The organism is Streptomyces sp. ASQP_92 (genome assembly GCF_025399895.1).
Classification (GTDB): domain Bacteria; phylum Actinomycetota; class Actinomycetes; order Streptomycetales; family Streptomycetaceae; genus Streptomyces.
The window spans coordinates 1,274,163-1,296,695 of record NZ_JAODUA010000001.1; the positions used below are offsets into that span (position 1 = coordinate 1,274,163).

Annotated in this window: 20 protein-coding genes; 8 read left to right on the plus strand and 12 right to left on the minus strand. The window is 71.8% G+C overall.

The features are described from left to right. Positions 1 to 709 precede the first annotated feature (709 nt). A complete protein-coding gene (locus N4G70_RS05545; RefSeq protein ID WP_261711222.1) occupies positions 710 to 1,498 on the plus strand; it encodes an HAD family acid phosphatase in 789 nt (262 codons plus the stop codon). 66 nt (positions 1,499 to 1,564) lie between these two features. On the opposite strand, the gene N4G70_RS05550 is transcribed toward N4G70_RS05545, so the two are convergent. From N4G70_RS05550 to N4G70_RS05565, 4 genes are all read right to left on the minus strand, one after another. After that, positions 1,565 to 3,025 carry a penicillin-binding protein 2 gene (locus N4G70_RS05550; protein WP_261711223.1) on the minus strand — a complete coding sequence of 487 codons (1,461 nt, stop codon included), beginning with the start codon at positions 3,023 to 3,025 and terminating at the stop codon, positions 1,565 to 1,567. 64 nt (positions 3,026 to 3,089) lie between these two features. Continuing rightward, on the minus strand, positions 3,090 to 3,746 hold the full coding sequence (locus N4G70_RS05555; protein WP_261711224.1) for a response regulator transcription factor: 657 nt from the start codon (positions 3,744 to 3,746) through the stop codon (positions 3,090 to 3,092). Then, complete coding sequence (locus N4G70_RS05560; protein WP_261711225.1) at positions 3,743 to 4,963, minus strand: histidine kinase; 1,221 nt, start codon at positions 4,961 to 4,963, stop codon at positions 3,743 to 3,745. Before N4G70_RS05560 ends, N4G70_RS05555 begins: the two co-directional genes overlap by 4 nt. A gap of 183 nt (positions 4,964 to 5,146) precedes the next feature. Next, positions 5,147 to 5,917: an IclR family transcriptional regulator gene (locus N4G70_RS05565; protein ID WP_261711226.1), complete on the minus strand. Its 771-nt coding sequence runs from the start codon at positions 5,915 to 5,917 to the stop codon at positions 5,147 to 5,149. Positions 5,918 to 6,071: 154 nt separating this feature from the next. Here N4G70_RS05565 and N4G70_RS05570 point away from each other — a divergent pair, with 154 nt between their 5' ends. After that, entirely contained in the window at positions 6,072 to 7,601 is a 1,530-nt protein-coding gene (locus N4G70_RS05570) for an aldehyde dehydrogenase (NADP(+)) (RefSeq protein WP_261711227.1), read from the plus strand. Between the two features lie 591 nt (positions 7,602 to 8,192). Here the strand turns inward: N4G70_RS05570 and N4G70_RS05575 are convergent. After that, the gene (locus N4G70_RS05575) at positions 8,193 to 9,569 is read right to left on the minus strand and encodes an MFS transporter (protein WP_261711228.1); all 1,377 of its coding nucleotides are present in this window, start codon (positions 9,567 to 9,569) and stop codon (positions 8,193 to 8,195) included. Between the two features lie 70 nt (positions 9,570 to 9,639). Between N4G70_RS05575 and N4G70_RS05580 the strand changes: the two genes are divergently transcribed. The 3 genes from N4G70_RS05580 to N4G70_RS05590 all read left to right on the plus strand — a co-directional run bounded on the left by N4G70_RS05580 (position 9,640) and on the right by N4G70_RS05590 (position 12,551). Further along, a complete protein-coding gene (locus N4G70_RS05580) occupies positions 9,640 to 10,599 on the plus strand; it encodes a GlxA family transcriptional regulator (RefSeq protein ID WP_261711229.1) in 960 nt (319 codons plus the stop codon). Between the two features lie 80 nt (positions 10,600 to 10,679). Beyond that, positions 10,680 to 11,387, plus strand: coding sequence for a DsbA family oxidoreductase (locus N4G70_RS05585; RefSeq protein WP_261711230.1), 708 nt, complete (start codon positions 10,680 to 10,682; stop codon positions 11,385 to 11,387). Positions 11,388 to 11,501: 114 nt separating this feature from the next. Further along, on the plus strand, positions 11,502 to 12,551 hold the full coding sequence (locus tag N4G70_RS05590) for an aminotransferase class V-fold PLP-dependent enzyme (RefSeq protein WP_261711231.1): 1,050 nt from the start codon (positions 11,502 to 11,504) through the stop codon (positions 12,549 to 12,551). An 80-nt stretch (positions 12,552 to 12,631) separates the two neighbouring features. Here the strand turns inward: N4G70_RS05590 and N4G70_RS05595 are convergent, their stop codons facing one another. Next, the gene (locus N4G70_RS05595; RefSeq protein WP_261711232.1) at positions 12,632 to 13,132 is read right to left on the minus strand and encodes a MarR family winged helix-turn-helix transcriptional regulator; all 501 of its coding nucleotides are present in this window, start codon (positions 13,130 to 13,132) and stop codon (positions 12,632 to 12,634) included. 115 nt (positions 13,133 to 13,247) lie between these two features. Here N4G70_RS05595 and N4G70_RS05600 point away from each other — a divergent pair, with 115 nt between their 5' ends. Continuing rightward, positions 13,248 to 14,321, plus strand: coding sequence for an alkene reductase (locus tag N4G70_RS05600; protein ID WP_261711233.1), 1,074 nt, complete (start codon positions 13,248 to 13,250; stop codon positions 14,319 to 14,321). 45 nt (positions 14,322 to 14,366) lie between these two features. Here N4G70_RS05600 and N4G70_RS05605 read toward each other — a convergent pair whose 3' ends face one another. The 6 genes from N4G70_RS05605 to N4G70_RS05630 all read right to left on the minus strand — a co-directional run bounded on the left by N4G70_RS05605 (position 14,367) and on the right by N4G70_RS05630 (position 19,725). Further along, positions 14,367 to 15,035 (minus strand): hypothetical protein, encoded by a 669-nt coding sequence (locus N4G70_RS05605; RefSeq protein WP_261711234.1) that lies wholly within the window; start codon positions 15,033 to 15,035, stop codon positions 14,367 to 14,369. A 140-nt stretch (positions 15,036 to 15,175) separates the two neighbouring features. Next, positions 15,176 to 16,036: an ectoine hydroxylase gene (gene thpD, locus N4G70_RS05610; RefSeq protein WP_261711235.1), complete on the minus strand. Its 861-nt coding sequence runs from the start codon at positions 16,034 to 16,036 to the stop codon at positions 15,176 to 15,178. Positions 16,037 to 16,038: 2 nt separating this feature from the next. Beyond that, complete coding sequence (locus N4G70_RS05615; RefSeq protein WP_120724569.1) at positions 16,039 to 16,443, minus strand: ectoine synthase; 405 nt, start codon at positions 16,441 to 16,443, stop codon at positions 16,039 to 16,041. A 62-nt stretch (positions 16,444 to 16,505) separates the two neighbouring features. Next, a complete protein-coding gene (gene ectB / locus N4G70_RS05620) occupies positions 16,506 to 17,774 on the minus strand; it encodes a diaminobutyrate--2-oxoglutarate transaminase (RefSeq protein ID WP_261711236.1) in 1,269 nt (422 codons plus the stop codon). After that, positions 17,771 to 18,250 (minus strand): diaminobutyrate acetyltransferase, encoded by a 480-nt coding sequence (gene ectA / locus N4G70_RS05625; protein ID WP_261711389.1) that lies wholly within the window; start codon positions 18,248 to 18,250, stop codon positions 17,771 to 17,773. The genes ectB and ectA overlap by 4 nt, the downstream gene beginning before the upstream one ends. Before the next feature lie 377 nt (positions 18,251 to 18,627). After that, positions 18,628 to 19,725 (minus strand): alanine--glyoxylate aminotransferase family protein, encoded by a 1,098-nt coding sequence (locus N4G70_RS05630; RefSeq protein WP_261711237.1) that lies wholly within the window; start codon positions 19,723 to 19,725, stop codon positions 18,628 to 18,630. Between the two features lie 113 nt (positions 19,726 to 19,838). On the opposite strand from N4G70_RS05630, the gene N4G70_RS05635 reads away from it, so the two are divergent. Together N4G70_RS05635 and N4G70_RS05640 are read left to right on the plus strand one after the other, a co-directional pair. Beyond that, a complete protein-coding gene (locus N4G70_RS05635; RefSeq protein WP_261711238.1) occupies positions 19,839 to 20,924 on the plus strand; it encodes an amidohydrolase family protein in 1,086 nt (361 codons plus the stop codon). Positions 20,925 to 21,122: 198 nt separating this feature from the next. Next, positions 21,123 to 22,415 (plus strand): alpha/beta hydrolase, encoded by a 1,293-nt coding sequence (locus tag N4G70_RS05640; protein WP_261711239.1) that lies wholly within the window; start codon positions 21,123 to 21,125, stop codon positions 22,413 to 22,415. Positions 22,416 to 22,533: the final 118 nt, after the last annotated feature.

A 22,533-nucleotide genomic window follows, 5' to 3' on the forward strand; every position in this document is an offset into this window, starting at 1 on the left:
GCCCCAGACCCCGAGGCGCCTTGCCCACCCACCCGCCCGTGCAGCGGGGTTGGTTGGCTCCGGCCCTCCTGGGGCTCCGCCCCAGACCCCGTTCGCGCCTTAAGGGCGCTCGTCCTCAAACGCCGGACAGGCTGAAATGCCTCCATGCGGGCCGGCACCAGTACCGCTGAGGGGCGCGGGGAACTGCGCGAGAAGCGACCACGACCCGCAGCCGAGAACGAGGTTGCCCGGGGCTCCGCCCCAGACCCCGTATCGCGCCTGAACGGCGCTCGTCCTCAATCGCCGGACGGGCTGAAATGCCCCGCTGCGGGCCAGCACCGACTCCGCCAGGGGCGCGGGGAACTGCGCGAGAAGCGACCACGGTCCGCAGGATCGAGAGGGGTTAGGGGCGCGGGGAACTGCGCGAGAAGCGACCGCGGTCCGCAGGGCCAAGAGGGGTTAGGGGCGCGGGGAACTGCGCGAGAAGCGACCGCGGCCCGCACACGGCCGAGGGTTTTGGGGGCGCGGGGAACTGCGCGTCCAACCCCGCCTGGGCCGCAGGGAAGGAGGGGCCAGGGGCGCGGGGAACTGCGCGCCGCGCCCCCGCAGGGGGTAGGGGGTGGGGGAAACCACAAACACCCCCACCCCCTACCCCCGGTAGGACACGGTGCGGCAAAGATTTGGGCGTTTCCCCTGGCGGGACGCGTGTGATGCGCGTAGACAGGCCGCCATGCGCACTCTTACCAAAGCCGCCGCCACCGCCGCCGCGTTCGCCCTCACCGGTGTCGCCTTCTACGGCGTCGGCGCCGCCTCCGCCGACAACGCCGCGCCGAAGTCGGACCGCGAGATCCCCAACGTCACCAAGGTCGAAGACAAGATCAACGCGTATTACGGCGGAGCCCCCGACGCCTCCGGGAGCTACCAGGCGTCGCCCACGAGTAACTACGCCAAGCAGGTCGCCGACATCGAGGCCCGCGCCAAGCGGCAGATCAAGCACGCCGCCGAGCACCCGGGGCGGGACGGCCGTAAGCCCGCCATCGTGCTCGACGTCGACGACACGACGCTGCTGACGTACGACTACGAGAAGAAGAACGGCTTCGCCTACAACGCCGCCGCCTTCGACGCATACGTACAGAGCGCCCGCTCGATAGCCGTGTTCGGCATGCCGGACCTGGTCAACTACGCGGCCAAGAACGGCGTCACCGTCTTCTTCCTGACCGGACGCGACGTCTCGCAGCGCAACGCCAGCGCCGTCAACCTCACCAAGGCGGGCTACAACGTGCCCGTCGACCCCGCGCACTTCTTCCTCAAGGACAAGGTCAACGCCCCGGCCTACCTGAGCTGCGGAAAGCCCACCTGGACCTGCTCGACCGTCGACTACAAGGCGGGCACCCGCAAGCACATCGAGTCGCTCGGGTACCACATCGTGGCCAACCTCGGCGACCAGTACACCGACCTCTCGGGTGGCTACGCCGACAAGACGTACAAGATCCCGAACCCGATGTACTTCCTGCCGTAAACCGGTCCGGTCCGCTCCGGTCCGGGGCGCCCGCCGTCCACGCGCGCCCCGGGCCGGGCCACCGCGTCAGTTCGACGCCAGCGCGGCCTTCATCATCGCCCGGGCGACCGGGCCCGCCAGGCCGTTGCCGCTGACCTCGGAGCGATCGGCGTCGGAGTCCTGGATGACCACGGCCACCGCGACCTCCTTGCCGGTCCCGGGGTCCTTGGCGAACGAGGTGAACCAGGCGTACGGCTTCTTGGAGTTGTCCACGCCGTGCTGGGCCGTGCCCGTCTTGGCGCCGACCTCCAGGCCGTCGATCTTCGCGTTGGACCCGGTGCCGTCGGTGACCACCGAGATCATCGCGCTGTACATCGCCCGGGCCGTCTTCGAGGACAGGATCCTCTTGCCGTCGGAGTCCGGGTAGGACTGGAGCGTGCCCCCCTTGGCGTCGGTCACCTTGGACACCATGTGCGGCGAGGACATGACGCCATCGTTGGCAATGGCGGCCGACACCATGGCCATCTGCATCGGGGTCGCGGTGACATCGAACTGGCCGATCCCCGAGAGGGCCGTCGACGACCTGTCCATGTTCTTCGGGTAGACGCTCGTGGCCGCGCGGACCGGCACATCCAGCTCGGCGTCGTTGAAGCCGAACTTCTCGGCCATCGCCCGCACCTTGTCCTGGCCCAGGTCCACGGCCATCTTGCCGAACACGTTGTTGCAGGAGTATTCGAGCGCCGTACGGATCGAGGCGTTCTCGCAGGGCGCGGAGGCCGACTCGTTGCGGAGATCCGTGGTGGTCCCCGGCATCCGGTACGGGTTGGGGCTCACGGTGTTCTCGTCGATCGAGGAGTACAGCCCGTTCTCCAGCGCGGCCGACGCCACCACCAGCTTGAACGTGGAGCCCGGCGCCAGCGGCTGGCGCAGTGCCCGGTTGAGCATCGGCTTGCTCTTGTCCTCCTCCAACCGCTTCCAGGCGTCGCCGTCCGCGGCCGAGGACCCCGCGATCTTCGACGGATCGTAGGACGGTGTGGAGACCATGCCGAGGATGCGGCCCGTCTTCGGGTCCATCGCGACGGCCGCGCCCTCCTTGTCGCCGAGCGCCTGGTAGCCGGCTTTCTGGACCGCCGGGTCGATGGTGGTCAGGACGTCTCCGCCGGGGGCGCGTTGGCGGGTCAGCGCGTCGAAGGGGTTCCCCATGCGGGGGTCGCTGCCGTCGAGGACCTTGGAGTAGATCCCCTCCAGCTGGGTCGATCCGTACACCTGGGACGCGAAGCCGGTGACGGGTGCGTACAGCGGCCCGTCCTTGTAGCCGCGCTGGTAGGCGAGATCGCCGCTCTTCGTCCTTTCCGAGTCGGTGACCGGCGAGCCGGCCACGATGATGTCCCCGAGCGGCTGCGAGTACTCCGCGATGGTGTTCCGCCGGTTCAGCTTGTCGTCCGCGAGGGCCTGGCCTTCGTAGAACTGCACATAGGTGGCTCGACCGAGGAGGGCGAGCACCATCAGCAGACAGAAGACCGAGGCGCGCCTGATTGTCTTGTTCATCCCGTACGCACGACGGACGGACCGGAGCGCGAAGTTCCTGTTGCCCCGGTTTCTCAGGAAACCTTCATCGGGGCCGGACGAAGCCCGACTCGTACGCCGCGATCACCGCCTGGGTGCGGTCGCGGGTGCCGGTCTTGGCCAGCACGGAGGCGACATGGGTCTTCACCGTGGCCGGGCCCACGCCCATTCGCCCGGCGATCTCCGCGTTGGTGAGGCCGGTCGCCATCAGCCGGAGCACCTGCGCCTCCCGCTCGGAGAGCCGGGCCGTCCACGCCGGGGCGGCGCCCTGGTCGGGCGCGTGCCGGGCGGCCAGTTCGCGGACCTTCGCCGGGAACAGGAGCGAGTCGCTGCGGGCGACCAGACGGACCGCCTGGATCAGTTCCTCGGCGGCGGCCCGCTTCAGCAGGAAACCGGAGGCGCCCGCGCGCAGCGCGTCGTAGACGTAGCTGTCGTTCTCGAACGTGGTGACCACCACGATCCTCGGCGGCGCGGCGAGCGTGGCCAGGATCCGCTCGGTGGCGCGGATGCCGTCGATCTCCGGCATCCGTACGTCCATCAGGACCACGTCGGGCAGCCGGTCGCGGACCACCGTGACGGCCTCGGCCCCCGTGGTGGCCTCGCCGACCACCTCCAGATCCGGCTCGGCGTCGATGATCACCCGCAGCGCGGTGCGCACCATCCGCTCGTCGTCGGCCACCACCACCCGGATCGCGGCGCTCATCGCGCGCCGCCCAGCGGAAGGCAGGCCCGCAGCCGCCAGCGGCCGTCCACGGGGCCGGCCGAGGCGTGCCCGCCGAGCAGGGCGGCCCGTTCCGCTATGCCGCGCAGGCCGCGTCCGCCCCCGGGGCGCACCACGGTCGCCTCCACGGGCAGGGGGTTCTCCAGCACCAGCACCAACTCTCCGCCGCCGACGGCGACTTGCAGGGCGACGGGTGAACTCCCGCCGTGGCGAAGGGCGTTGCTCAGCCCTTCCTGGACGATCCGGTACGCCTCCCGCGAGACGAGTTCGGGCACCGCGGACGGATCGCCCTCCAGGGAGTACGTCACCTCCAGGCCCGTGCGGGACAGCAGCCCCTCCAGGGTGGCGAGGTCCGGGGTGGCCGGATCCCCGTCGTCCTGGCGCAACAGGCCCAGTACGGAGTCGAGTTCGGCCACCGTACGCCGGGCGGTCTCCTCGATGGCGGCGAGGGCCTCGCGTACGAAGGCGCGGTCCGAGTCCAGGACGCGGCGGGCGGCCGAGGCCTGGAGCGTCACCGCGCTCAGGGCGTGTCCCACCGAGTCGTGCAGCTCACGGGCGAGCCGGTTGCGCACGGCCAGTTCCGCCGCCTGTCGCTCGGCGGCGGCCAGCCGGTCGGCGGGGGCGGGCCCGAGCAGGAGCGGCGCGAGCCGGGCGAGCAGCGCCCCGGCCGCCGCCGAACACGCCGCCAGACCGAACAGCATCGCGATCCCGGCGACCGGGGCGAGTGCGACGCCCCAGCTTGTGGAGAGCGGGCCGTCGCCGCTGTACGCGGTGTGGCGCAGGCTCGGGAAGAGGGGCAGCACGATCAGGAAGACGGTGAACGGGGGCAGCGCCAGGCTCATCCCGCTCAGGATCCCGCCCACCGCGAGATGGGCGGTGTACCAGGCGGAGACGCGCAGCCGGGCGTCCCAGGAGCGGGCGGGGCCGTCGGCGAGCGCCGCCGGATCCACCCCGCCCAGCGCCCGGACGCCGGACACCAGCAGCGGCCTGGCGATCGGCACCAGAGCGGACACGGCGGCGAACGGCAGAGCGACGGCGAACGTCACGAGCGCGAGCGGGAAGGAGGTGAACGGGCTGACGTCACCCGCGAGGGGGCCCACGACGACCGAGCCCACCAGGAAGTACGGCATCAACAGGGCGCCGCCGATGACCAGATGGACCCAGCGGTGCCGCGCCCGGGCGCCGAACAGGGCGCGCATCACGGCGTACGGTTCGGGCGACGGGAGCGCTCGGCGCGGCAGCGCGGCCCGAGGGCGGGGTCGGGCGATCCGGTGATCACCCGTACAGCCTAGGCGAGGCCCCGGGCGGCGACCTCCGGGCCCGGCCGCACCGGCACCGAAGGCACCGGCGCACGGCCGAACGACCCCCGGGGCGAGGGGGGTTCAGAGCCGGCGGGTGGCCAGCGTCAGGCGGTCCCGCGCGTCGAACAGGGCGTCCTTCACCATCTGTTCGTGCGCCGGGGTGAGCCGGGCCACCGGCACCGAGCAGCTGATCGCGTCGCGCGCCGGGGTGCGGTACGGGATCGCGACTCCGAAGCAGCGCAGGCCGAGGGTGTTCTCCTCGCGGTCCACGGCGTAGCCCTGCTCGCGGACGAGGTGCAGCTCCTCGATGAGCTTCTCGCGGTCGGTGATGGTGTGCTCGGTCAGCTGCTGGAGGTTCTCCGGGAGCAGTTTGCGCACCTGCTCGTCGCTGTGGGTGGCGAGCAGCGCCTTGCCGAGCGAGGTGGAGTGGGCCGGAAGCCTGCGGCCGACGCGGGTGAACGGGCGCAGATAGTGCTGCGACTGGCGGGTGGCGAGATAGACCACGTTCGTGCCGTCGAGCCGGGCGAGGTGGATGGTCTCGGTGGTGTCGTCCGAGAGGCGGTCCAGGGTGGGGCGGGCCGCGGCCACCACCTCGTCGCCGTCGATGTAGGAAGTGCCCACCAGCAGGGCCCGTACGCCGATGCCGTACCGGGTGCCGGTCGCGTCGGTCTCCACCCAGCCGAGCTCCACCAGGGTGCGAAGGAGCATGTACAGACTGGACTTCGGGTAGCCCACCGCCTCCTGGACCGCGGCGAGGGAGTGCATTCCGGGCCGCCCTGCGAAATACTCGAGCAACTCGACCGTCCGCACCGCGGACTTGACCTGTGGTCCACCTGAATCGGCAGCCGACATCCCAGCACCCCGCTCCTTCTCGCCGAGGCTTCTTGCCAAGGCGGAACGCCCGTTAATAGAGTCCCAGCATATTCAGCATCGGGAACTCTGTTCAGAATACCGAACAAGTCCTGGTGGGTGGCAGGAGCGGACCGGGCAGTGGAAGGACAACGCGGTGAGCGCAGCAGCACCAGTCTGGAGTGTCGACCCCCGTACGGGGAAGCCGCGTGAAGAGGTTGCGGTCGAAGCCACGCCCGAAGAGGTCGACCAGGCGGTCCGGGCCGCCTGGGCCACTCGCGGGGCGCTGGCCGACCTGAGCGTACGCGCCGTCCTGCTGAGGACCGCGGCCGACCTCCTGGACGCCTCCGCCGAGCACGTGGTGGAGGCCGCCGACGCCGAGACGGCGCTCGGCCCCGTCCGCCTCACCGGCGAACTGGCGCGGACCAGCGCCCAGTTGAGGGCGTTCGCGGAAGCCGTCGAGGAGGGGGCCTTCCTCGACATACGGATCGACCACGCCGACGCGTCCCGGATGCCGCCGTGGCCCGACCTCCGGCGGATCAAGGTCCCGCTCGGGGTCGTCGCCGTCTACGCGGCCTCCAACTTCCCGCTCGCCTTCTCCGTCCCCGGCGGCGACACCGCGAGCGCGCTCGCGGCCGGCTGCCCGGTCGTCGTCAAGGCGCACCCCGACCACCCGGCCACCTCCGAGCTGTGCGTCTCGCTCCTGCGCCGCGCGGCGGCCCAGGCCGGCCTCCCCGAGGACGTCGTCGTGCTGGTGCACGGCTTCACCGCGGGCGTCGAGCTCGTACGCCACCCGCTGGTGTCGGCCGCGGGATTCACCGGCTCGGTGCGCGGCGGGCGTGCCCTGTTCGACGCGGCGGCCGCGCGCCCCGCGCCCATCCCCTTCCACGGCGAGCTCGGCTCCCTCAACCCCGTCGTGGTGACAGCCGCCGCCGCCGAGGAGCGGGGGCAGCAGATCGGGGCCGGGCTCGGCGCCTCGATGACCATGGGGGTCGGCCAGTTCTGCACCAAGCCCGGCTTCGTGCTCGCCCCGCTGGGTGAGGCGGGCGACGCCCTGCTCAAGGCCCTCACCGCCGCCGTCAGCGACACCGACGCCGGGGTCATGCTCGACCACCGCATGCGCGACGCGTTCGTCGCCGGGGTCACCGAACGGGCCGCACTGCCCGGGGTCGAGGCCCCGGTCACGCCCGGCGCGGGCGGCGAGCACACGGTGAGCGGCGGCTTCCTGACCGTACCGGCGTCGCTGCTCGCCGAGGAGGGCGCACACGACCTCCTCCTGGAGGAGTGCTTCGGACCGGTCACCGTCGTCGCCCGGTACGCGGACGAGTCGGAGATCGGCGCGGTGCTCTCCCGCCTGCCGGGCAACCTCACCGCGACCCTCCAGCTCTCCACCGCCGAGGCGCGGGGCGAGGGTTCGGGAGCCCAACTCCTGGCGGAATTGAGCCACTTGGCGGGCCGGGTCCTCGTCGACGGCTGGCCCACCGGTGTCGCCGTCGCCCCCGCCCAGCACCACGGCGGCCCCTACCCCGCGACCACCTCCACCTCGACCTCGGTCGGCGCCACCGCCGTGGAACGCTGGCTGCGCCCGGTCACCTACCAGTCCACCCCCCAGGCCCTGCTCCCTCCGGAGCTGCGCGACGACAATCCGCTGGGGTTGCCGCGTCGGGTGAACGGGGTTCTGGGGTGACTGGGCGGGTGCTTCCTTGCGGGGAGGGGGTTCGGGGGTGACGGTGCGGGCGCTTCCCTGCGGGCGGGGGGTTCGGGGTGACCGTGCGTCCGCCCTCTCGCATGGACGGCTTGCGCAGTTCCCCGCGCCCCTGAACTCCCGGTCGTCCGCGGGTAGTGGTCGCGTCTCGCGCAGTTCCCCGCGCCCCTAAACCCCCGGTCGTCCGCGGGCCGTGGTCGCTTGCTCGCGGAGTTGCCCGCGCTCCCAAAACCCCTGGCCATCTGCGGGTCGTGTGTGGCTGGTCGCGCAGTTCCCCGCGCCCCTTAACTGCTCGGTGCGGGCCCGTACGGGACACCTCAGCCCGTCCGGCGTTTGAGGACGAGCGCCCTTAAGGCGCGATACGGGGTCTGGGGCGGAGCCCCAGGAGGGCCGGAACCAACCAACCCTGCGCCTACGGGCGGGTGGGTGGGCAAAGGTGCCCGGGGTCTGGGGCGGAGCCCCAGGGGGGCCGGAACCAACCAACCCCGGTGCACGGGCGGGTGGGTGGGAAACCCCCCCCGGGGTCTGGGGCGGAGCCCCAGGGGGGCGGCGGCCACCCCCGAGGCAGGGACCTCACGCCCGGCGGAGCCTCGCCGTGGAGAGGGCCGAGAGGACGAACAGCCCCGCCGCGATCAGCAGACTCAGGCGCAGACCGCGCACGAACCCCACCCCACCCCCCACCAGCGCCCCGAACACCGCGATGCTGAGCGCCCCCGCGACCTGCCGCCCGGCGTTGAGCACCCCCGCCGCGAGCCCCGCCCGCTCCTGCGGCAGCGCCTCCATCATGGCGGCGGTCAGCGCGGGCACCGAGAGCCCGCAGCCGAGCGCGAGCGGGATCAGCAGGAACGCGGCGAGCAGCGTGGGAGTCCGCTCGTCGGCGAGCAGCAGCACCAACAGGCCGCCCAGTGCGATGAGTTGACCGATCAGCATCGGCACACGCGGCCCGAAGCGGTTCGACAGCTTCCCCGACAGCACGTTCATGACCGGGATCAGCGCGGTCATCGGCAGGAACATCAGCCCAGCCATCAGCGCGGACTCGCCGCGCACTCGCTGGAAGTAGAGGCTGAAGACGAAGATCACGCCGTAGAACGCCACGCTGGCCGAGGCCCCCGCGCCCAGGGCGACGGCCACGGTCCGGCCGCGGAACAGGCCGAGCGGCACCACGGGGTGCGCGGCACGGCGCTCGATCCACCAGAACGCGACCCCGGCCGCCGGTGCGAGCAGGCCCGCCACGATCCGTACCGGGCCGTCCTCGATCACGGTGAAGGCGAGCGCGGCGAGCGCCACGGCGGCCGCGAGCTGACCGGGCAGATCCAGCGGTGCGGGCCGGCGCCCGGCGCGCGGGGCGCGGGCGGTGAGGATGAGCGCCGCGAGCCCGAGCGGCAGGTTGATGAAGAAGATCCCCCGCCACCCCCACAGCGTGGTCAGCGCGCCGCCCGCGACCGGGCCGAGCGCCACGGCCACCGAGCCCCCGGCCGCCCACAGCGCGACCGCCCTGGCCCTGCGTTGCGGATCCGGGTAGGCCTGGCGTACCAGGGCGAGCGAGGCGGGCAGTACCACCGCGGCCGCCACGCCCTGGAGGACTCGCGCGCCGGTCAGTACCCCGAGGGTCGGGGCGAGGCCGCAGGCCGCCGAGGCCAGGGTGAACACGATCGTGCCGAGCGCGTACGCCCGAGCCGAGCCGACCCGGTCGGCGAAGGCGCCGGTCGACAGCATCAGCGCGGCGAAGGCCAGCGTGTAGGCGTCCACCACCCACTGGAGGCCGGACATGCCACCGCCGAGGTCACCGCCGATCGCGGGCAGTGCCACGTTCACCACGGAGGCGTCCAGGGTGATCAGGGCGAAGCCGAGCAGGGCGGCCGCCAGGGTGAGGGCGGAGGAGCCGCGCGGAGGCCTGGGGGTCAACCGGCGCTCGGTGGGCGGGGTTTGGAGGGAGGTGTTCGGTGCCATGCCCCCAGCCTGGCGGGCGCCCGGCGCGTACAGTAGTGGCCCGAATGCCATACGTCCGGAGGTTCTGGCCATGCCGTCGCACCGGGTCGCCGTGATCGCGCCCTCGCCCGTCTCCCTGTTCAACCTCGCCATCCCCGAGCTGCTCTTCGGCAAGGTCGAGGTCGACGGGCGACCGGCGTACGAGGTGGTCGTGTGCACCCCCGAGCCCGGCCCGGTCGCCACGACCGGAGGACTCGACCTGTACGTGGCCCGGGGTCTGGACGCGGTGGAGGGCGCCGACACGGTCCTGGTCGCGGGGACCGGCCGGCGCTACGAGCCCGATCCGCGCACGGTGGCCGCGGTGGAGGCGGCCGCCGCCCGGGGTGTACGGATCGCCTCCATCTGCAGCGGCGCGTTCGTGCTCGCCGAGGCGGGGCTGCTCGACGGGCGCAGCGCCACCACCTACTGGGAACTGGCCGAGGAACTGCGCAGGCGTTACCCGGCGCTCGATCTCAAGGGCGATGTCCTGTACGTCCAGGACGGCAATGTCATGACCTCCTCCGGATACGCGGCCGGAATCGATCTGTGCCTGCACATCATCCGCGGCGACTACGGCGCGGCCGCCGCGAACGCCGTGGCCCGCCAGGCACTGGTCGCACCGGTCCGGCCGGGGGGCCAGACCCAGTTCACCCAGACCCCGCTGCCCGCGGAGCGCGGGATGGCCTGCGCGGACACCCGGGGCTGGGCGATGCGCAACCTCGACAAGCCGCTCACCCTGACCGACCTGGCCCGGCACGCGGGCGTGAGCGTGCGCACCCTGACCCGCCGCTTCCACGCCGAGAGCGGGGTGAGCCCGCTCCAGTGGCTGCTGCACCAGCGCGTGGAGCGCGCCAAGGAACTCCTGGAGACGACCACTCTCCCCATGGACCGGATCGCCGAAGCGAGCGGCCTGGGCAGCGCGGACTCCCTCCGCGCCCATCTGGTCCGCCGCACCGGCCTCACCCCGACCGCCTACCGGTCCGCCTTCAGCAGGCTCCCCACGGTGGCGTGAGGGGGCGGCACCCGGGAATGGCGCACCGCGTGTCCGTGTTGTCGGGGAGGTACAGGGTTCAACAAACTGAGAGAAGTGACATGCGCGTCGAGATCTGGAGCGACATCGCCTGCCCGTGGTGCTACATCGGCAAGGCCCGGTTCGAGAAGGGCCTGGCCGAGTTCGCCCACCGCGATGACGTCGAGGTGGTGCACCGCTCCTTCGAGCTCGACCCGAACCGGCCCAAGGGCGATGTCGGCCCGGTGATCCCGATGCTGGCCGAGAAGTACGGGCGCACCCTGGAGGAGGCCCGGCAGATGGAGGCCAACGTCGCCTCCAACGCGCACGCCGAGGGGCTGGGCTATCTCGCCGACGGCCGCGACCACGGCAACACCTTCGACATCCACCGGCTGCTGCACCTGGCCAAGGCGCGCGGCCGCCAGAGCGAGCTGCTCGACCTCGCCTACCGGGCCAACTTCGCCGAGGAGCGTTCCGTCTTCGACGCCGAGGTCCTGGCCGAGATCGCGGTCCGGGCGGGTCTGGACGAGGCGGAGGTGCGTGCGGTGCTCGCCGATGAGGACGCCTATGCCGACGCGGTGCGCGCCGACGAGCGCGAGGCGGCCGAGCTCGGTGCGAACGCCGTCCCGTTCTTCGTGCTCGACCGCACGTACGGCATCTCCGGCGGCCAGCCCGCCGAGGTCTTCACCCGCGCCCTCGAACAGGCCTGGCAGGCGCAGACCCCGGCCCTGAGGACGATCGAGGGCGATGCGGAGGCCTGCGGGCCGGAAGGGTGCGAGGTTCCGCGCTGAGCCCGATCCCTTTCGGTCCGCACCCCGACGCACCCCGACACATAAGGATCGCTTGGGGATATCGGTCAATTTTGCCCAATTGACTTGGGGATGGCGGGGATTCAGGGTGGAGCCATGGAACTGGACTCCCTCGCACGCGGCGAGTTCGCGCCGCAGACCACCTATCTCAACACCGCGAGCACCGGGCTGCTCCCCGCCCGCGCCGTGACCGCCATGGGTGAGGCCGTGGCCGCCTCGGCCGCGGGCCGCCCCACCGACATGTTCGCCGACGTGGAGGCGGCCCGCGCCGCCTACGCCCGGATCGTCGGCGTCCCCGAGCGGCGCGTGGCGGCCGGCGCGTCCGTCGCCGTCTACACCGGGCTCGTCGCCGCCTCCCTGCCCGAAGGCGCCGAAGTCCTGCTCGCGGAGGCCGACTTCAGCTCCGTGGTGAACCCCTTCCACATGCGCCAGGACCTGAAGGTGCGCACCACTCCGCTGGAGCGCCTGGCCGAGGCGGTGCGCCCGGGCACCGCGCTGGTCGCGGTCAGCGCGGTCCAGTCCGCCGACGGCCGGATCGCCGACCTCGCCGCGATCCGCGAGGCCGCCCGCGCCCACGGCGCCCGGACCCTGGTCGACGTGTCCCAGGGGGCGGGCTGGTACCCCCTCGACGCGGGGGCGTACGACTACACCGTGGCCGTCGGCTTCAAGTGGCTCACCACCCCGCGCGGCGTCGCCTTCCTGACCGTCCCCGACGACCTCGGCGGCCTGAACGCGATCTTCGCGGGCTGGGTCGCGGGCGAGCGCCCCTGGGACTCCTGCTACGGCCCGATCGATGAACTCGCCCACTCCGCGCGGCGGTTCGACGAGAGCCCCGCCCTGTTCTCGTACACCGGAGCCCGGCACTCGCTGGCACTCGTCGAGGAGCTCGGCATCGAACGTATCCACGCGCACAACACCGCGCTCGCCGACCGCTTCCGTGCCGGTCTCGTCCCGCTCGGGTACGAGCCGGTGGCCGCGCCCGGGTCGGCGATCGTCTCGGTGCCCGGCCTAGGCCACCGGCAGGAGGAACTGAGCGGCGCGGGCGTCGAGTTGTCGAACCGCGCCGGCAACCTGCGGGCGGCCTTCCATCTGTACAGCTCGGCCGAGGACGTGGACCGGCTTCTGGAGCTGCTGCCCGCCCGCTGACGGCGGAGTGGGGGCGGGGGAGACGCGGCCCCGGGTCCGGCGGCGGAGTGCGGCCGGGGGGGGCAAGGCCCCCGGCCGGGTCACTCCCCGCAGCCCGCCTCGTCGCCGGCCGACCGGCACAGGTTGGCCTCCACCTTGCCCAACAGCCGTGCCAGCTCGGCCCGTTCACCCTCATCGAGGCCGGCCAGGGTCTGCTCCTCCAGCTCCGTCCAGGCGTCCCGCACCCGTTCGTGGAGTACGCAGCCGTCATCGGTGGGCTCGACGAGCGAGGCGCGGCGGTCCCCGGGATCCGGGGCGCGCCGCACATAGCCGGCCTGTTCCAGGCGCTGGAGCATCTTGGTGACCGTCGACGGGTCGAGTCCGAGCAGCTTGATCAGCTCGGACTGGCGCGTCGCCCCCGCGTCCCACAGGTACATCATCAGCAGCTCCTGCCCCGGGTAGAGCCCGGCGGCGCGCAGCTGCCTGCCCGCGGCGATGCGGTGCAGCCGGGCCACCCGGGAGACCGCATGGCTGAACGGGCCGCCGCGGGCGGCGCTCGGCAGGTGGGGGTACGCGGTACAGGCGGGGTCGTCGGAGGTCATGCCGACAAGATTACCTTGGTCGGCCAAGCAATGGGTTACAGTGGCATCCGGCGCCAATACTTGGTCGACCACATATTGCTGTTCCGTTGCCCTGCCCGTCTCCCTGGAGGCCGTTGTGACCACCGCTTTCGACCCGATCGACCTGGCCGGCACCCGGCTCGCCAACCGCATCGCGCTGGCGCCGATGACCCGCAGCCGCGCCCACGGCCCGGGGAACTCGCCCACCGCGTCGACGGCCGAGTACTACGCCCAGCGCGCCTCCGCCGGGCTCGTCATCACCGAGGGCGTCCAGCCCTCCCCGGTCGGCCAGGGCTACCCCGACACCCCCGGACTGCACAGCGCCGAGCAGGTCGCGGCATGGCGCAAGGTCACCGACGCCGTGCACGCCAAGGGTGGCCGGATCTTCGCCCAGCTCATGCACGCGGGCCGGATCGGCCACCCCGATCTGCTGCCCGACGGCCTCGTCAACGTGGCCCCGTCCGCGGTGGCCGCCGTGGGCCAGGTCTACACCCACGAGGGCCCGAAGCCGTTCATCACGCCGCAGGCCCTGAGCGAGGACCAGATCCTCGTCACCATCGGCGAGTACGTCACCGCCGCGCGCAACGCGATCGAGGCGGGCTTCGACGGGGTCGAGCTGCACGGCGCCAACGGCTACCTCATCCACCAGTTCCTCGCGCCCAACTCCAATGTGCGCGACGACCGTTGGGGCGGATCCGTCGAAGGCCGCATCCGCTTCGCCGTCGAGGTGACCCGGGCGGTCGCCGCCGCGATCGGACCCGAGCGCACCGCGATCCGCCTCTCGCCCGGCAACCCGTACAACGACATCGACGAGCCCGAGCCGCGGGCGGCGTACACCGCGCTCGTCGCCGCCCTCGAACCGCTCGGCCTCGCCTACCTCCACCTCCTCGAAACCGCCCCGGAACAGCGGGAGTTGACCCTCGAACTGCGCAAGTCGTTCTCGGGGACGCTCATCCTGAACGCCGCCACCGAAGGTCCGACGGGCCCCGAGGCGCTCGCCCTGATCGAGGACGGCACCGCCGACCTCATCTCCTACGGCGTCCTCTTCCTCGCCAACCCGGACCTGCCCGCGCGGCTCAGGGCGGGCGGCCCCTTCAACGCGGCCGACCCGGCGACGTTCTTCGGCGGCGACGACCGCGGCTACCTCGACTACCCCGCGCTCGACGCGTGAAATCCGCTGGTCACGGCCCTGCGTGCGGCACCCCGGCGGGGCCGCTCAGGATGTGGCCGCGCCCGCGCTGACCGGCTCGCCGTACCAGCGCCACGAGTCCGGACGGGGCCGGCCGGGCAGGTCCGCACGGCCGGAGGCCCACAGCAGCACCTGCCAGCGGTCCTGGTCGTCCGGTACGTCACGGAAGAGCCGGGCCAGCACCCGGTCGCAGAGCCCGGCCGGAGGGGCCCAGACGAGGCCGAGGCCCTCGGCCACGTCATGGGTGTGCAGCAGGGTCTCCACGATGCCCATCGCGCCGAAGCCCTCGGGGTCCGAGACGCCGAAGCCGTGGTAGGCGCGTACCTCGGGCGAGGTGGTGCGCACCATCGCGGTGAGCAGGGCGCCGCTCGCCTCCAGCGTCTGGAGGAGGCCGGCCGGCCCGGCCGCGCGGTCGGCGTGCACCGCGTTGCGGGGGCCGCCGGGCCGCTTGGCCTCCCACAGGTACGGCACCTCGCCGTCCAGCGGGGGCTGGGCGGGGCCGAGCTGCACGGCGTAGGCGAAGAGGTCGTCCGAGAGGTGTTCCACCGTCTCCCAGCAGTCCCACTCCAGCGAACCGGCCGGCACGCTCCAGTCCGCGGCGAGCCCGGCCCGCAGCGCGGTGACGGACAGCCGTACCGCGTGCTCGACGTCGGCGGCGGTGACGGGAGTTCGGGAAGGTTCATCGACCATGGACATGGAGGGACCGTACCAACGATCTCTGTGGACGGATCTTCATGGATCGGTCCATGGGGAGCGACGGGCGGGGACGGCGCCGAGACGGCCCCCAGGCCGGGGGTCCGGGGACGCCTTCCCCGGACCCCCGGCCTGGAGGTCGTTCACCGCACGGGCGTGAAGTCCCTCGCCCCGATGAACTCCGGGCGGCGGATCGGCGCGGCGAAGGGCTCCACCGCGGTGTTCTCCACGCTGTTGAAGACGATGAACACGTTGCTGCGCGGGAACGGGGTGATGTTGTCCCCGGAGCCGTGCATCGCGTTGCAGTCGAACCAGGTCGCCGAGCCGGCCCGGCCCGTGAACAACTTGATGCCGTGGCGGTCGGCCATCTTGGTGAGCGCCTCGTCGGACGGCGTTCCCGCGTCCTGCATCTGCAAGGACTTCTTGTAGTTGTCCTTGGGTGTGGCGCCCTCGCAGCCGAGGAAGTCCCGGTGCGAGCCGGGCATGATCATCAGGCCGCCGTTGGTGTCGTGGTTCTCGGTCAGCGCGATCGAGACCGAGACCGTCCGCATGTTCGGCAGGCCGTCCTCGGCGTGCCACGTCTCGAAGTCCGAGTGCCAGTAGAAGCCGGAGGCGCCGAAGCCGGGCTTCACATTGATCCGGGACTGATGGACATACACGTCCGAGCCGAGGATGCGGCGTGCCATGCCCACCACGCGCTCGTCGCGCACCAGGCGCGCGAACACCTCACTGATCCGGTGTACCTCGAAGACCGAACGCACGGACTGGGACGTCGGCTCGATGATCGACCGCTCATCGGCACGAATGGCGGGATCGGTGATCAATCGCTCAAGTTCCGAGCGGTAGAGCGCCACTTCGTCGTCCGACAGCAGATCCTGGATCGAGAGGAAGCCGTCCTGCTCGAACGATTCGAGCCCTTCGGACGGTCCCCAGACGACCGGGTCCTGGCGGGGGGTGATCACCTCGGCGGAGCCACGCGTGGGGTAGAGATCCTGGATGGTCATGGTCAGCCCTCCTCGGGTTCGGTCAGCAGGGGGTAGACGCCGTTCTCGTCGTGGTCCTCCCGTCCGGTGACGGGCGGGTTGAAGACGCAGACACAGCGGAAGTCGGTCTTGGGGCGCAGGGTGTGGCGCTCGTGGCCGTCCAGGAGGTACATGGTGCCCGGCTCGATCCAGTGGGTCTCGCCGGTCTCCTCGTTGGTGAGCTCGGCCTCGCCCTCGGTGCACAGCACGGCCTCGATGTGGTTGGCGTACCACATGGAGGTCTCGGTGCCCGCGTACAGGACGGTCTCGTGCAGCGAGAAGCCGACCTTCTCCTTCGCGAGGACGATCCGCTTGCTCTCCCAGGTGCCGGAGGCGGCCTTCACATGGCGGTCGGTGTTCTCGATGTCCTTGAACGAGCGGACAATCACGGTGAGTTGCTGCCTTTCTGTGTACGTCGGTCGGTTCTGCGGACGCCGGTGGGGCGGACGGGTCAGACCGTCGCGGCGACCGCGCGGGCCAGCGAGCGCAGCCCCTCGTCCAGCTCGTCCGGCGTGATGGTCAGCGGCGGAAGCAGCTTGACGACCTCGCTCTTGGGGCCGGAGGTCTCCAGGAGCAGCCCCAGCTCGAAGGCGCGGGCGCAGACCTCGGAGGCGCGCGCCGCGTCGGCGAACTCCAGACCCCACACCAGACCTCGGCCCCGGTAGCTCGCGCCGAGCCGGCTGTGTTCGGTGCAGAGCGCGAGCAGCGCCTGCTCGACCTGCTCGCCGCGGGCCAGGGTGTGCTTCTCCATCTGGCCGTCGGCCCAGTACGCGTCGAGCGCCGCGGTCGCGGTGACGAACGCCGGGTTGTTGCCGCGGAAGGTGCCGTTGTGCTCGCCGGGCTCCCACACGTCGAGCTCGCCCTTGAACAGGCACAGCGACATCGGCAGGCCGTAGCCGCTGATCGACTTGGAGACGGTGACGATGTCCGGCACGATGCCCGCCTCCTCGAACGAGAAGAAGGCGCCGGTGCGGCCGCAGCCCATCTGGATGTCGTCGACGATCAGCAGCATGTCGCGGCGCCGGCACAGGTCGGCGAGCGCGCGCAGCCACTCGGGCCGGGCCACGTTGATGCCGCCCTCGCCCTGCACGGTCTCCACGATCACGGCGGCCGGCTTGTTGAGGCCGGAGCCCTGGTCCTCCAGGAGCCGCTCGAACCACAGGAAGTCGGGCACCCGGCCGTCGAGGTAGTTGTCGAACGGCATCGGCGTGCCGTGCACCAGCGGAATGCCGGCGCCGGCCCGCTTGAAGGCGTTGCCGGTCACCGCGAGCGAGCCGAGCGACATGCCGTGGAAGGCGTTGGTGAAGGACACGATCGACTCGCGGCCCTTCACCTTGCGGGCCAGCTTCAGCGCGGACTCGACGGCGTTGGTGCCGGTCGGGCCGGGGAACATCACCTTGTACGGCAGGTCGCGCGGGCGCAGGATCACGTTCTGGAACGTCTCGAGGAACGCCCGTTTCGCGGTGGTCGCCATGTCGAGGCCGTGGGTGATGCCGTCCCGCTCGATGTAGTCGAGCAACGCCCGTTTCAGGACCGGGTTGTTGTGGCCGTAGTTGAGTGAGCCGGCTCCGGCGAAGAAGTCCAGGTAGCTGTGGCCGTCCTCGTCGGTGAGACGGGCACCCTGCGCGCGGTCGAACACGGCGGGCCAGCCGCGGCAGTAGCTGCGTACCTCCGATTCGAGCGACTCGAAGACACTGAGGGCGGGCGGGGTGATGGTCACAGCGATTCTCCCTGGGGGTGGAGGGGGCCGATTCGGTAGAGGACTTCGGGCTGGTGGCCGTCGTCGGGGAAGAGGCCCGCGTCGAAGAGGAGCTCACGGTCGAGGGCGGCGCCGCGCCGCTTGGCGTAGGACGCGAAGAGGCGGTCGGAGGGGGTGTTGTCCGGCGAGACCGTCGTCTCCAGCCAGGTCACCCCGTGCGAGGTGGACACCTTCGCGGTCAGCGCTTCGAGCAGCAGCCCCGCGAGCCCCTGGCCCCGGTGGGCGTGGTCGACGGCGACCTGCCACACGACGAGGGTGCCCGGGCGGTCCGGCCGTACGTAGCCGGTGATGAACGCGATGGGCGCGCCGTCGTCGTCCCGGGCCACCACGGACGTCCTGGCGAAGTCGCGGCACCAGAGCAGATAGCTGTACGAGGAGTTGAGGTCGAGCACCTCGGAGTCACGGGCGATACGCCAGATCGCGGCTCCGTCCTCCACTCGTGGGTTTTCGATACGGACTGCTGTTTGCGCGGCGGTCATGCCGAGGGAATTTACCGATCGGAAATTGAAATCGCATTCCCGTCAGGGGGTGTGCGCAGAGGTCGTTCGTGTTATCACGCGAGCATGCGCGCGAACCGGTTTGTCCGGTAATTACCGGACAAAAGGGCGGGGTTGTGGAGTCGATCACACCCTTGTGACCGCCCGGGAACCTTGCCGAAACCCATATGTTTGAGTTCGGCAAGTGGGGGCAGAAGAAAACGGGAAGCTGCGGTGGATAAGCAGCTTCCCGTTTTGTGGAACGGTTTGTGGAATTCAGTTGTGCGTCAGTTGTGCGTCGCTTGTGCTTTACGCGTCGGAGGATCGCGGAAAAGGTGTCACCAGGTTTCGGAAACGGCCTTGCGGGCAGCTTCGAGGTCCACCGCGATCCCGCGCTCGCCGAGCGCCGCCCCCAGCGCCGCGAGCGAGGACTGGACGGCGCCGCGCGTGGCGTCCACCCCGTAGTGGTTGACCCGGATCATGGTCGAGGCCAGCGCCCCGCCGCCGGCGATCAGCGGCAGCGAGGGATCGGCCGCGAGCGCCGCGGCGACCAGCTCACCGGCGTCCACGCCCTCGGGGACGCGCAGCGTCGTGGCGACCGGGGCCGCGTCCGCCGCCTTGTGGACATACGGCGCGAGCCCGCCGCCGAGCGCGAGGGCGCCCGCCCGGGTCGCCGCCGCGGCCGAGGCGTGCCGGGCCATCACGGCCTCCAGTCCCTCGGACTCGATGCGCTCCACACACGCCTCCAGGGCCAGCATCTCCAGCTGGGCGGGCGCGTGCAGCAGGGCCTTGCGGCCGCCGTCGATCCAGCGCTGCTTCCAGTCGAGGAGCGAGAGGTAGGAGCGGCGCGGCGCGTTCGGGTTGGCGGCGATGCGCTCCCAGGCGCGGGCGCTCACCGAGACGGCCGAGACGCCGGCCGGGCCGCCCATCGCCTTCTGCGCGCCGATCACACACAGGTCCACGCCCCAGTCGTCCGGCCGGAGCGGCTCGGCGGCCACCGAGGCGACCGCGTCCAGCATGAACAGGGCGCCGTGCCGGCGCACCACCTCGCCGATCTCCGCGACCGGGTTCGTGTTGCCGGTCGCCGCCTCCGCGTGAACGAGCGAAACGAAATCGATCTCCGGGTGATCGGTGAGCGCACGATCGATCTGCTCGGCGGTGACCGCGGTGTGGAAGGGCACCTCCAGATCGACCACACGCGCCCCGCAGTCGCGCAGCCAGTTGCCGAAGGTCTGCCCATAGGGGCCGGTCACGACGTTGAGCGCGGTCGAGCCGGGGTGCGCCGCGCCCCGGATGCAGCCCTCCAGGGGGAGCAGCGCCTCGCCCTGCATGATCACCACGTCCTGACCGGTGGCGAGCAGAGCGGCCACCCGTCGCTCGATCGCCGCGAAGTGGTCGGCGGTCAGCGGGGCCAGGTCCAGGAGCGGGTGTGTCACGGGGGTGCCTTCTTCGGTCGGCTCGGGGGTCGTGGGGAGGCTCGGGCCGGGGTTCGAGTCCGGTGTTCGATCCTCTGGAGGGAGACTACCCAGCGCCTCGTACAGTGCTGACCATGAGCGATCGCATGGTGCTGCATGTGAAGGGGCGCGTCCTCGCCGGGCCCGAGGACGTACGGGACGAACTGTGGGCGGTCGACGGGCGGATCACCTACGAGCGACCCCCGGGCGAGGCCCTCACCCTGACCGGCTGGGCGCTGCCGGGCCTCGTCGACGCGCACTGCCATGTGGGCCTCGACCAGCACGGGCCGGTGCCCGACGAGGTGAGCGAGAAGCAGGCCCTGACCGACCGCGAGGCCGGCACCCTGCTGATCCGGGACGCGGGCTCGCCCTCCGACACCCGCTGGATCGACGACCGCGAGGACCTGCCGAAGATCATCAGGGCGGGCCGCCACATCGCGCGCACCCGGCGCTACATCCGCAACTACGCCCACGAGATCGAGCCCGGTGACCTCGTGGCCTACGTCGCGCGGGAGGCGCGGCGCGGGGACGGCTGGGTCAAGCTGGTCGGCGACTGGATCGACCGGGACGCCGGCGACCTCGCCGCCTGCTGGCCGCGCGGCGAGGTCGAGGCCGCCATCGCCGAGGCCCACCGGCTCGGCGCCCGGGTCACCGCGCACTGCTTCGCCGAGGACTCGCTCAGGGACCTGGTCGAGGCGGGCATCGACTGCATCGAGCACGCCACCGGCCTGACCGAGGACACCATCCCGCTCTTCGCCGAGCGCGGCGTCGCGATCGTGCCGACCCTGGTCAACATCGCCACGTTCCCGCACATGGCCGACGGCGGCGAGGCGAAGTTCCCCCAATGGGCCGCCCATATGCGGCGGTTGCACGCGCGCCGCTACGACACGGTGCGCTCGGCCTACGACGCGGGCGTACCGGTCTTCGTCGGCACCGACGCGGGAGGCTCCCTCGCCCACGGCCTGGTCGCCGCCGAGGTCGCCGAACTGGTCACGGCGGGCATCCCCGCGCTCGACGCGCTCTCCGCGACGACCTGGGGGGCCCGCGCCTGGCTGGGCCGCCCCGCCCTGGAGGAGGGCGCCCCCGCCGACCTGGTCCTCTACGACCAGGACCCCCGTACGGACGTCCGCGTCCTCGCGACCCCCAGCCGTGTCGTGCTGCGGGGGCGGGTGGTGGGGTGAGGGGGCCAACTCGGCCGATGCCGGCAGAAGTTGAGGCCGTCCTCGAGCCCCCGCAAGCAGACCTCGGCGCCGCATCGTGAGCCGGGGCGAGCCAATCAGCATCCCCGGCAAGGGAGTTGGAGAGGCCGGGCACATGGCGCGCCTTTCCTCATCCTCTCGTCATCCTCTCGTCCACGGCCCGACTCGGGAGGCGGCACCATGACGACAACGAGCCGGTACGGCATCGTGTTCACCGACCACACCTTCGCCCTGCCCCTTGATCACGACCGGCCGGACGGACGGCGGATCCTGGTGTACGCGCGCGAGGCGCGCCACGCCGGGAAGGCGGCCGAGAACCTCCCCTGGCTGTTGTTCCTGGGAGGTGGCCCCGGCGCGGCCGCCCCTCGACCACTCGGCCGAGAAGGCTGGCTGCGCCGGGCCGTGCGGGACTACCGGGTGCTCCTCCTCGACCAGCGCGGCACCGGCAGGTCCACCCCGGTCGACCGTCGCTTCCTGGCCCAGGTCCGCGCTCCGCGGGCCCAGGCGGAGTACCTGGCGCACTTCCGTGCCGATGCGATCGTGCGGGACGCCGAGATGATGCGCCGCACGCTCATCGGGGACCGGCCGTGGAGTGTGCTGGGGCAGAGCTTCGGAGGCCTGTGCACGGTCACCTACCTCTCCTTCGCTCCCCAGGGCATGGCCGAGGCGTTCATCACCGGGGGGCTGCCCGGGGTGCGCGCCGGGGCCGACGAGGTCTACCGCGCGCTGTACCCCCGGGTGGCCGAGAAGAACGCCGAGCACGTCGACCGCTTCCCGGACGACGGCGACCGGGCCCGTGACGTCGCCCGGTACCTGAGGGACCACCGGGTCGTCCTGCCGAGTGGCCGCCCCCTGACCGTCGAGGCCTTCCAGTCCCTGGGCAACCTTCTCGGCAGCGACGACGGCGGCCATCGGCTGCACTATCTCCTCGAAGACCCCTTCACCGGCGGTACCGAGCCCTCGGACGCCTTCCTGGCCGAGGTCGACCGAGAACTGTCCGCGATCGCCGGCGGGCCGCTGTACTCCGTGCTGCACGAGGCGACCTACGCGCAGGGGGAAGGCGCCACGCGGTGGTCGGCCCAGCGCGTCCGGGCCGAGTTCCCGGCCTTCGACGCCCTCACGGCCCTCGACTCGGGCGAGCCCGTCCTGTTCACCGGCGAGATGATCTACCCCTGGATGTTCGACACCGACCCGGCGTTGCGCCCCTTCCACCGGGCCGCCCACCTGCTCGCCGAACGCTCGACCTGGCCCGCCCTCTACGACATCGAGCGCCTGGGCGCCAACACCGTCCCCGTCGCCGCCGCCATCTACCACGACGACATGTACCTCGACCGGGACCTCTCGATCGGTACCGCCGGAGCCATCCGCGGACTGAGGCCCTGGATCACCGACGCCTACCAGCACGACGGCCTGCGCACGAGCGACGGAGCCGTCCTGGATCACCTGATCTCGCTCCTGCGTGAAACGCCCTGAGTTGACCGCCCGTTACGTTCGGCGGGGGCGGGTCGTTGAAGACCTTCACGCGTACGCCGGGGTGGTGGGGCGGCGTTGGGGCGTGGGCGCTGTGGTGGGGGTGACGGAGGGGGTGGGG

Excerpts from the sequence above, each read along its gene's own strand:
- N4G70_RS05545 (WP_261711222.1), top strand. The coding sequence starts at position 710 with ATGCGCACTCTTACCAAAGCCGCCGCCACCGCCGCCGCGTTCGCCCTC.
- N4G70_RS05550 (WP_261711223.1), bottom strand. The coding sequence starts at position 3,025 with ATGAACAAGACAATCAGGCGCGCCTCGGTCTTCTGTCTGCTGATGGTG.
- N4G70_RS05555 (WP_261711224.1), bottom strand. The coding sequence starts at position 3,746 with ATGAGCGCCGCGATCCGGGTGGTGGTGGCCGACGACGAGCGGATGGTG.
- N4G70_RS05560 (WP_261711225.1), bottom strand. The coding sequence starts at position 4,963 with ATGCGCGCCCTGTTCGGCGCCCGGGCGCGGCACCGCTGGGTCCATCTG.
- N4G70_RS05565 (WP_261711226.1), bottom strand. The coding sequence starts at position 5,917 with ATGTCGGCTGCCGATTCAGGTGGACCACAGGTCAAGTCCGCGGTGCGG.
- N4G70_RS05575 (WP_261711228.1), bottom strand. The coding sequence starts at position 9,569 with ATGGCACCGAACACCTCCCTCCAAACCCCGCCCACCGAGCGCCGGTTG.
- N4G70_RS05580 (WP_261711229.1), top strand. The coding sequence starts at position 9,640 with ATGCCGTCGCACCGGGTCGCCGTGATCGCGCCCTCGCCCGTCTCCCTG.
- N4G70_RS05585 (WP_261711230.1), top strand. The coding sequence starts at position 10,680 with ATGCGCGTCGAGATCTGGAGCGACATCGCCTGCCCGTGGTGCTACATC.
- N4G70_RS05590 (WP_261711231.1), top strand. The coding sequence starts at position 11,502 with ATGGAACTGGACTCCCTCGCACGCGGCGAGTTCGCGCCGCAGACCACC.
- N4G70_RS05595 (WP_261711232.1), bottom strand. The coding sequence starts at position 13,132 with ATGACCTCCGACGACCCCGCCTGTACCGCGTACCCCCACCTGCCGAGC.
- N4G70_RS05605 (WP_261711234.1), bottom strand. The coding sequence starts at position 15,035 with ATGTCCATGGTCGATGAACCTTCCCGAACTCCCGTCACCGCCGCCGAC.
- thpD (WP_261711235.1), bottom strand. The coding sequence starts at position 16,036 with ATGACCATCCAGGATCTCTACCCCACGCGTGGCTCCGCCGAGGTGATC.
- N4G70_RS05635 (WP_261711238.1), top strand. The coding sequence starts at position 19,839 with ATGAGCGATCGCATGGTGCTGCATGTGAAGGGGCGCGTCCTCGCCGGG.
- N4G70_RS05640 (WP_261711239.1), top strand. The coding sequence starts at position 21,123 with ATGACGACAACGAGCCGGTACGGCATCGTGTTCACCGACCACACCTTC.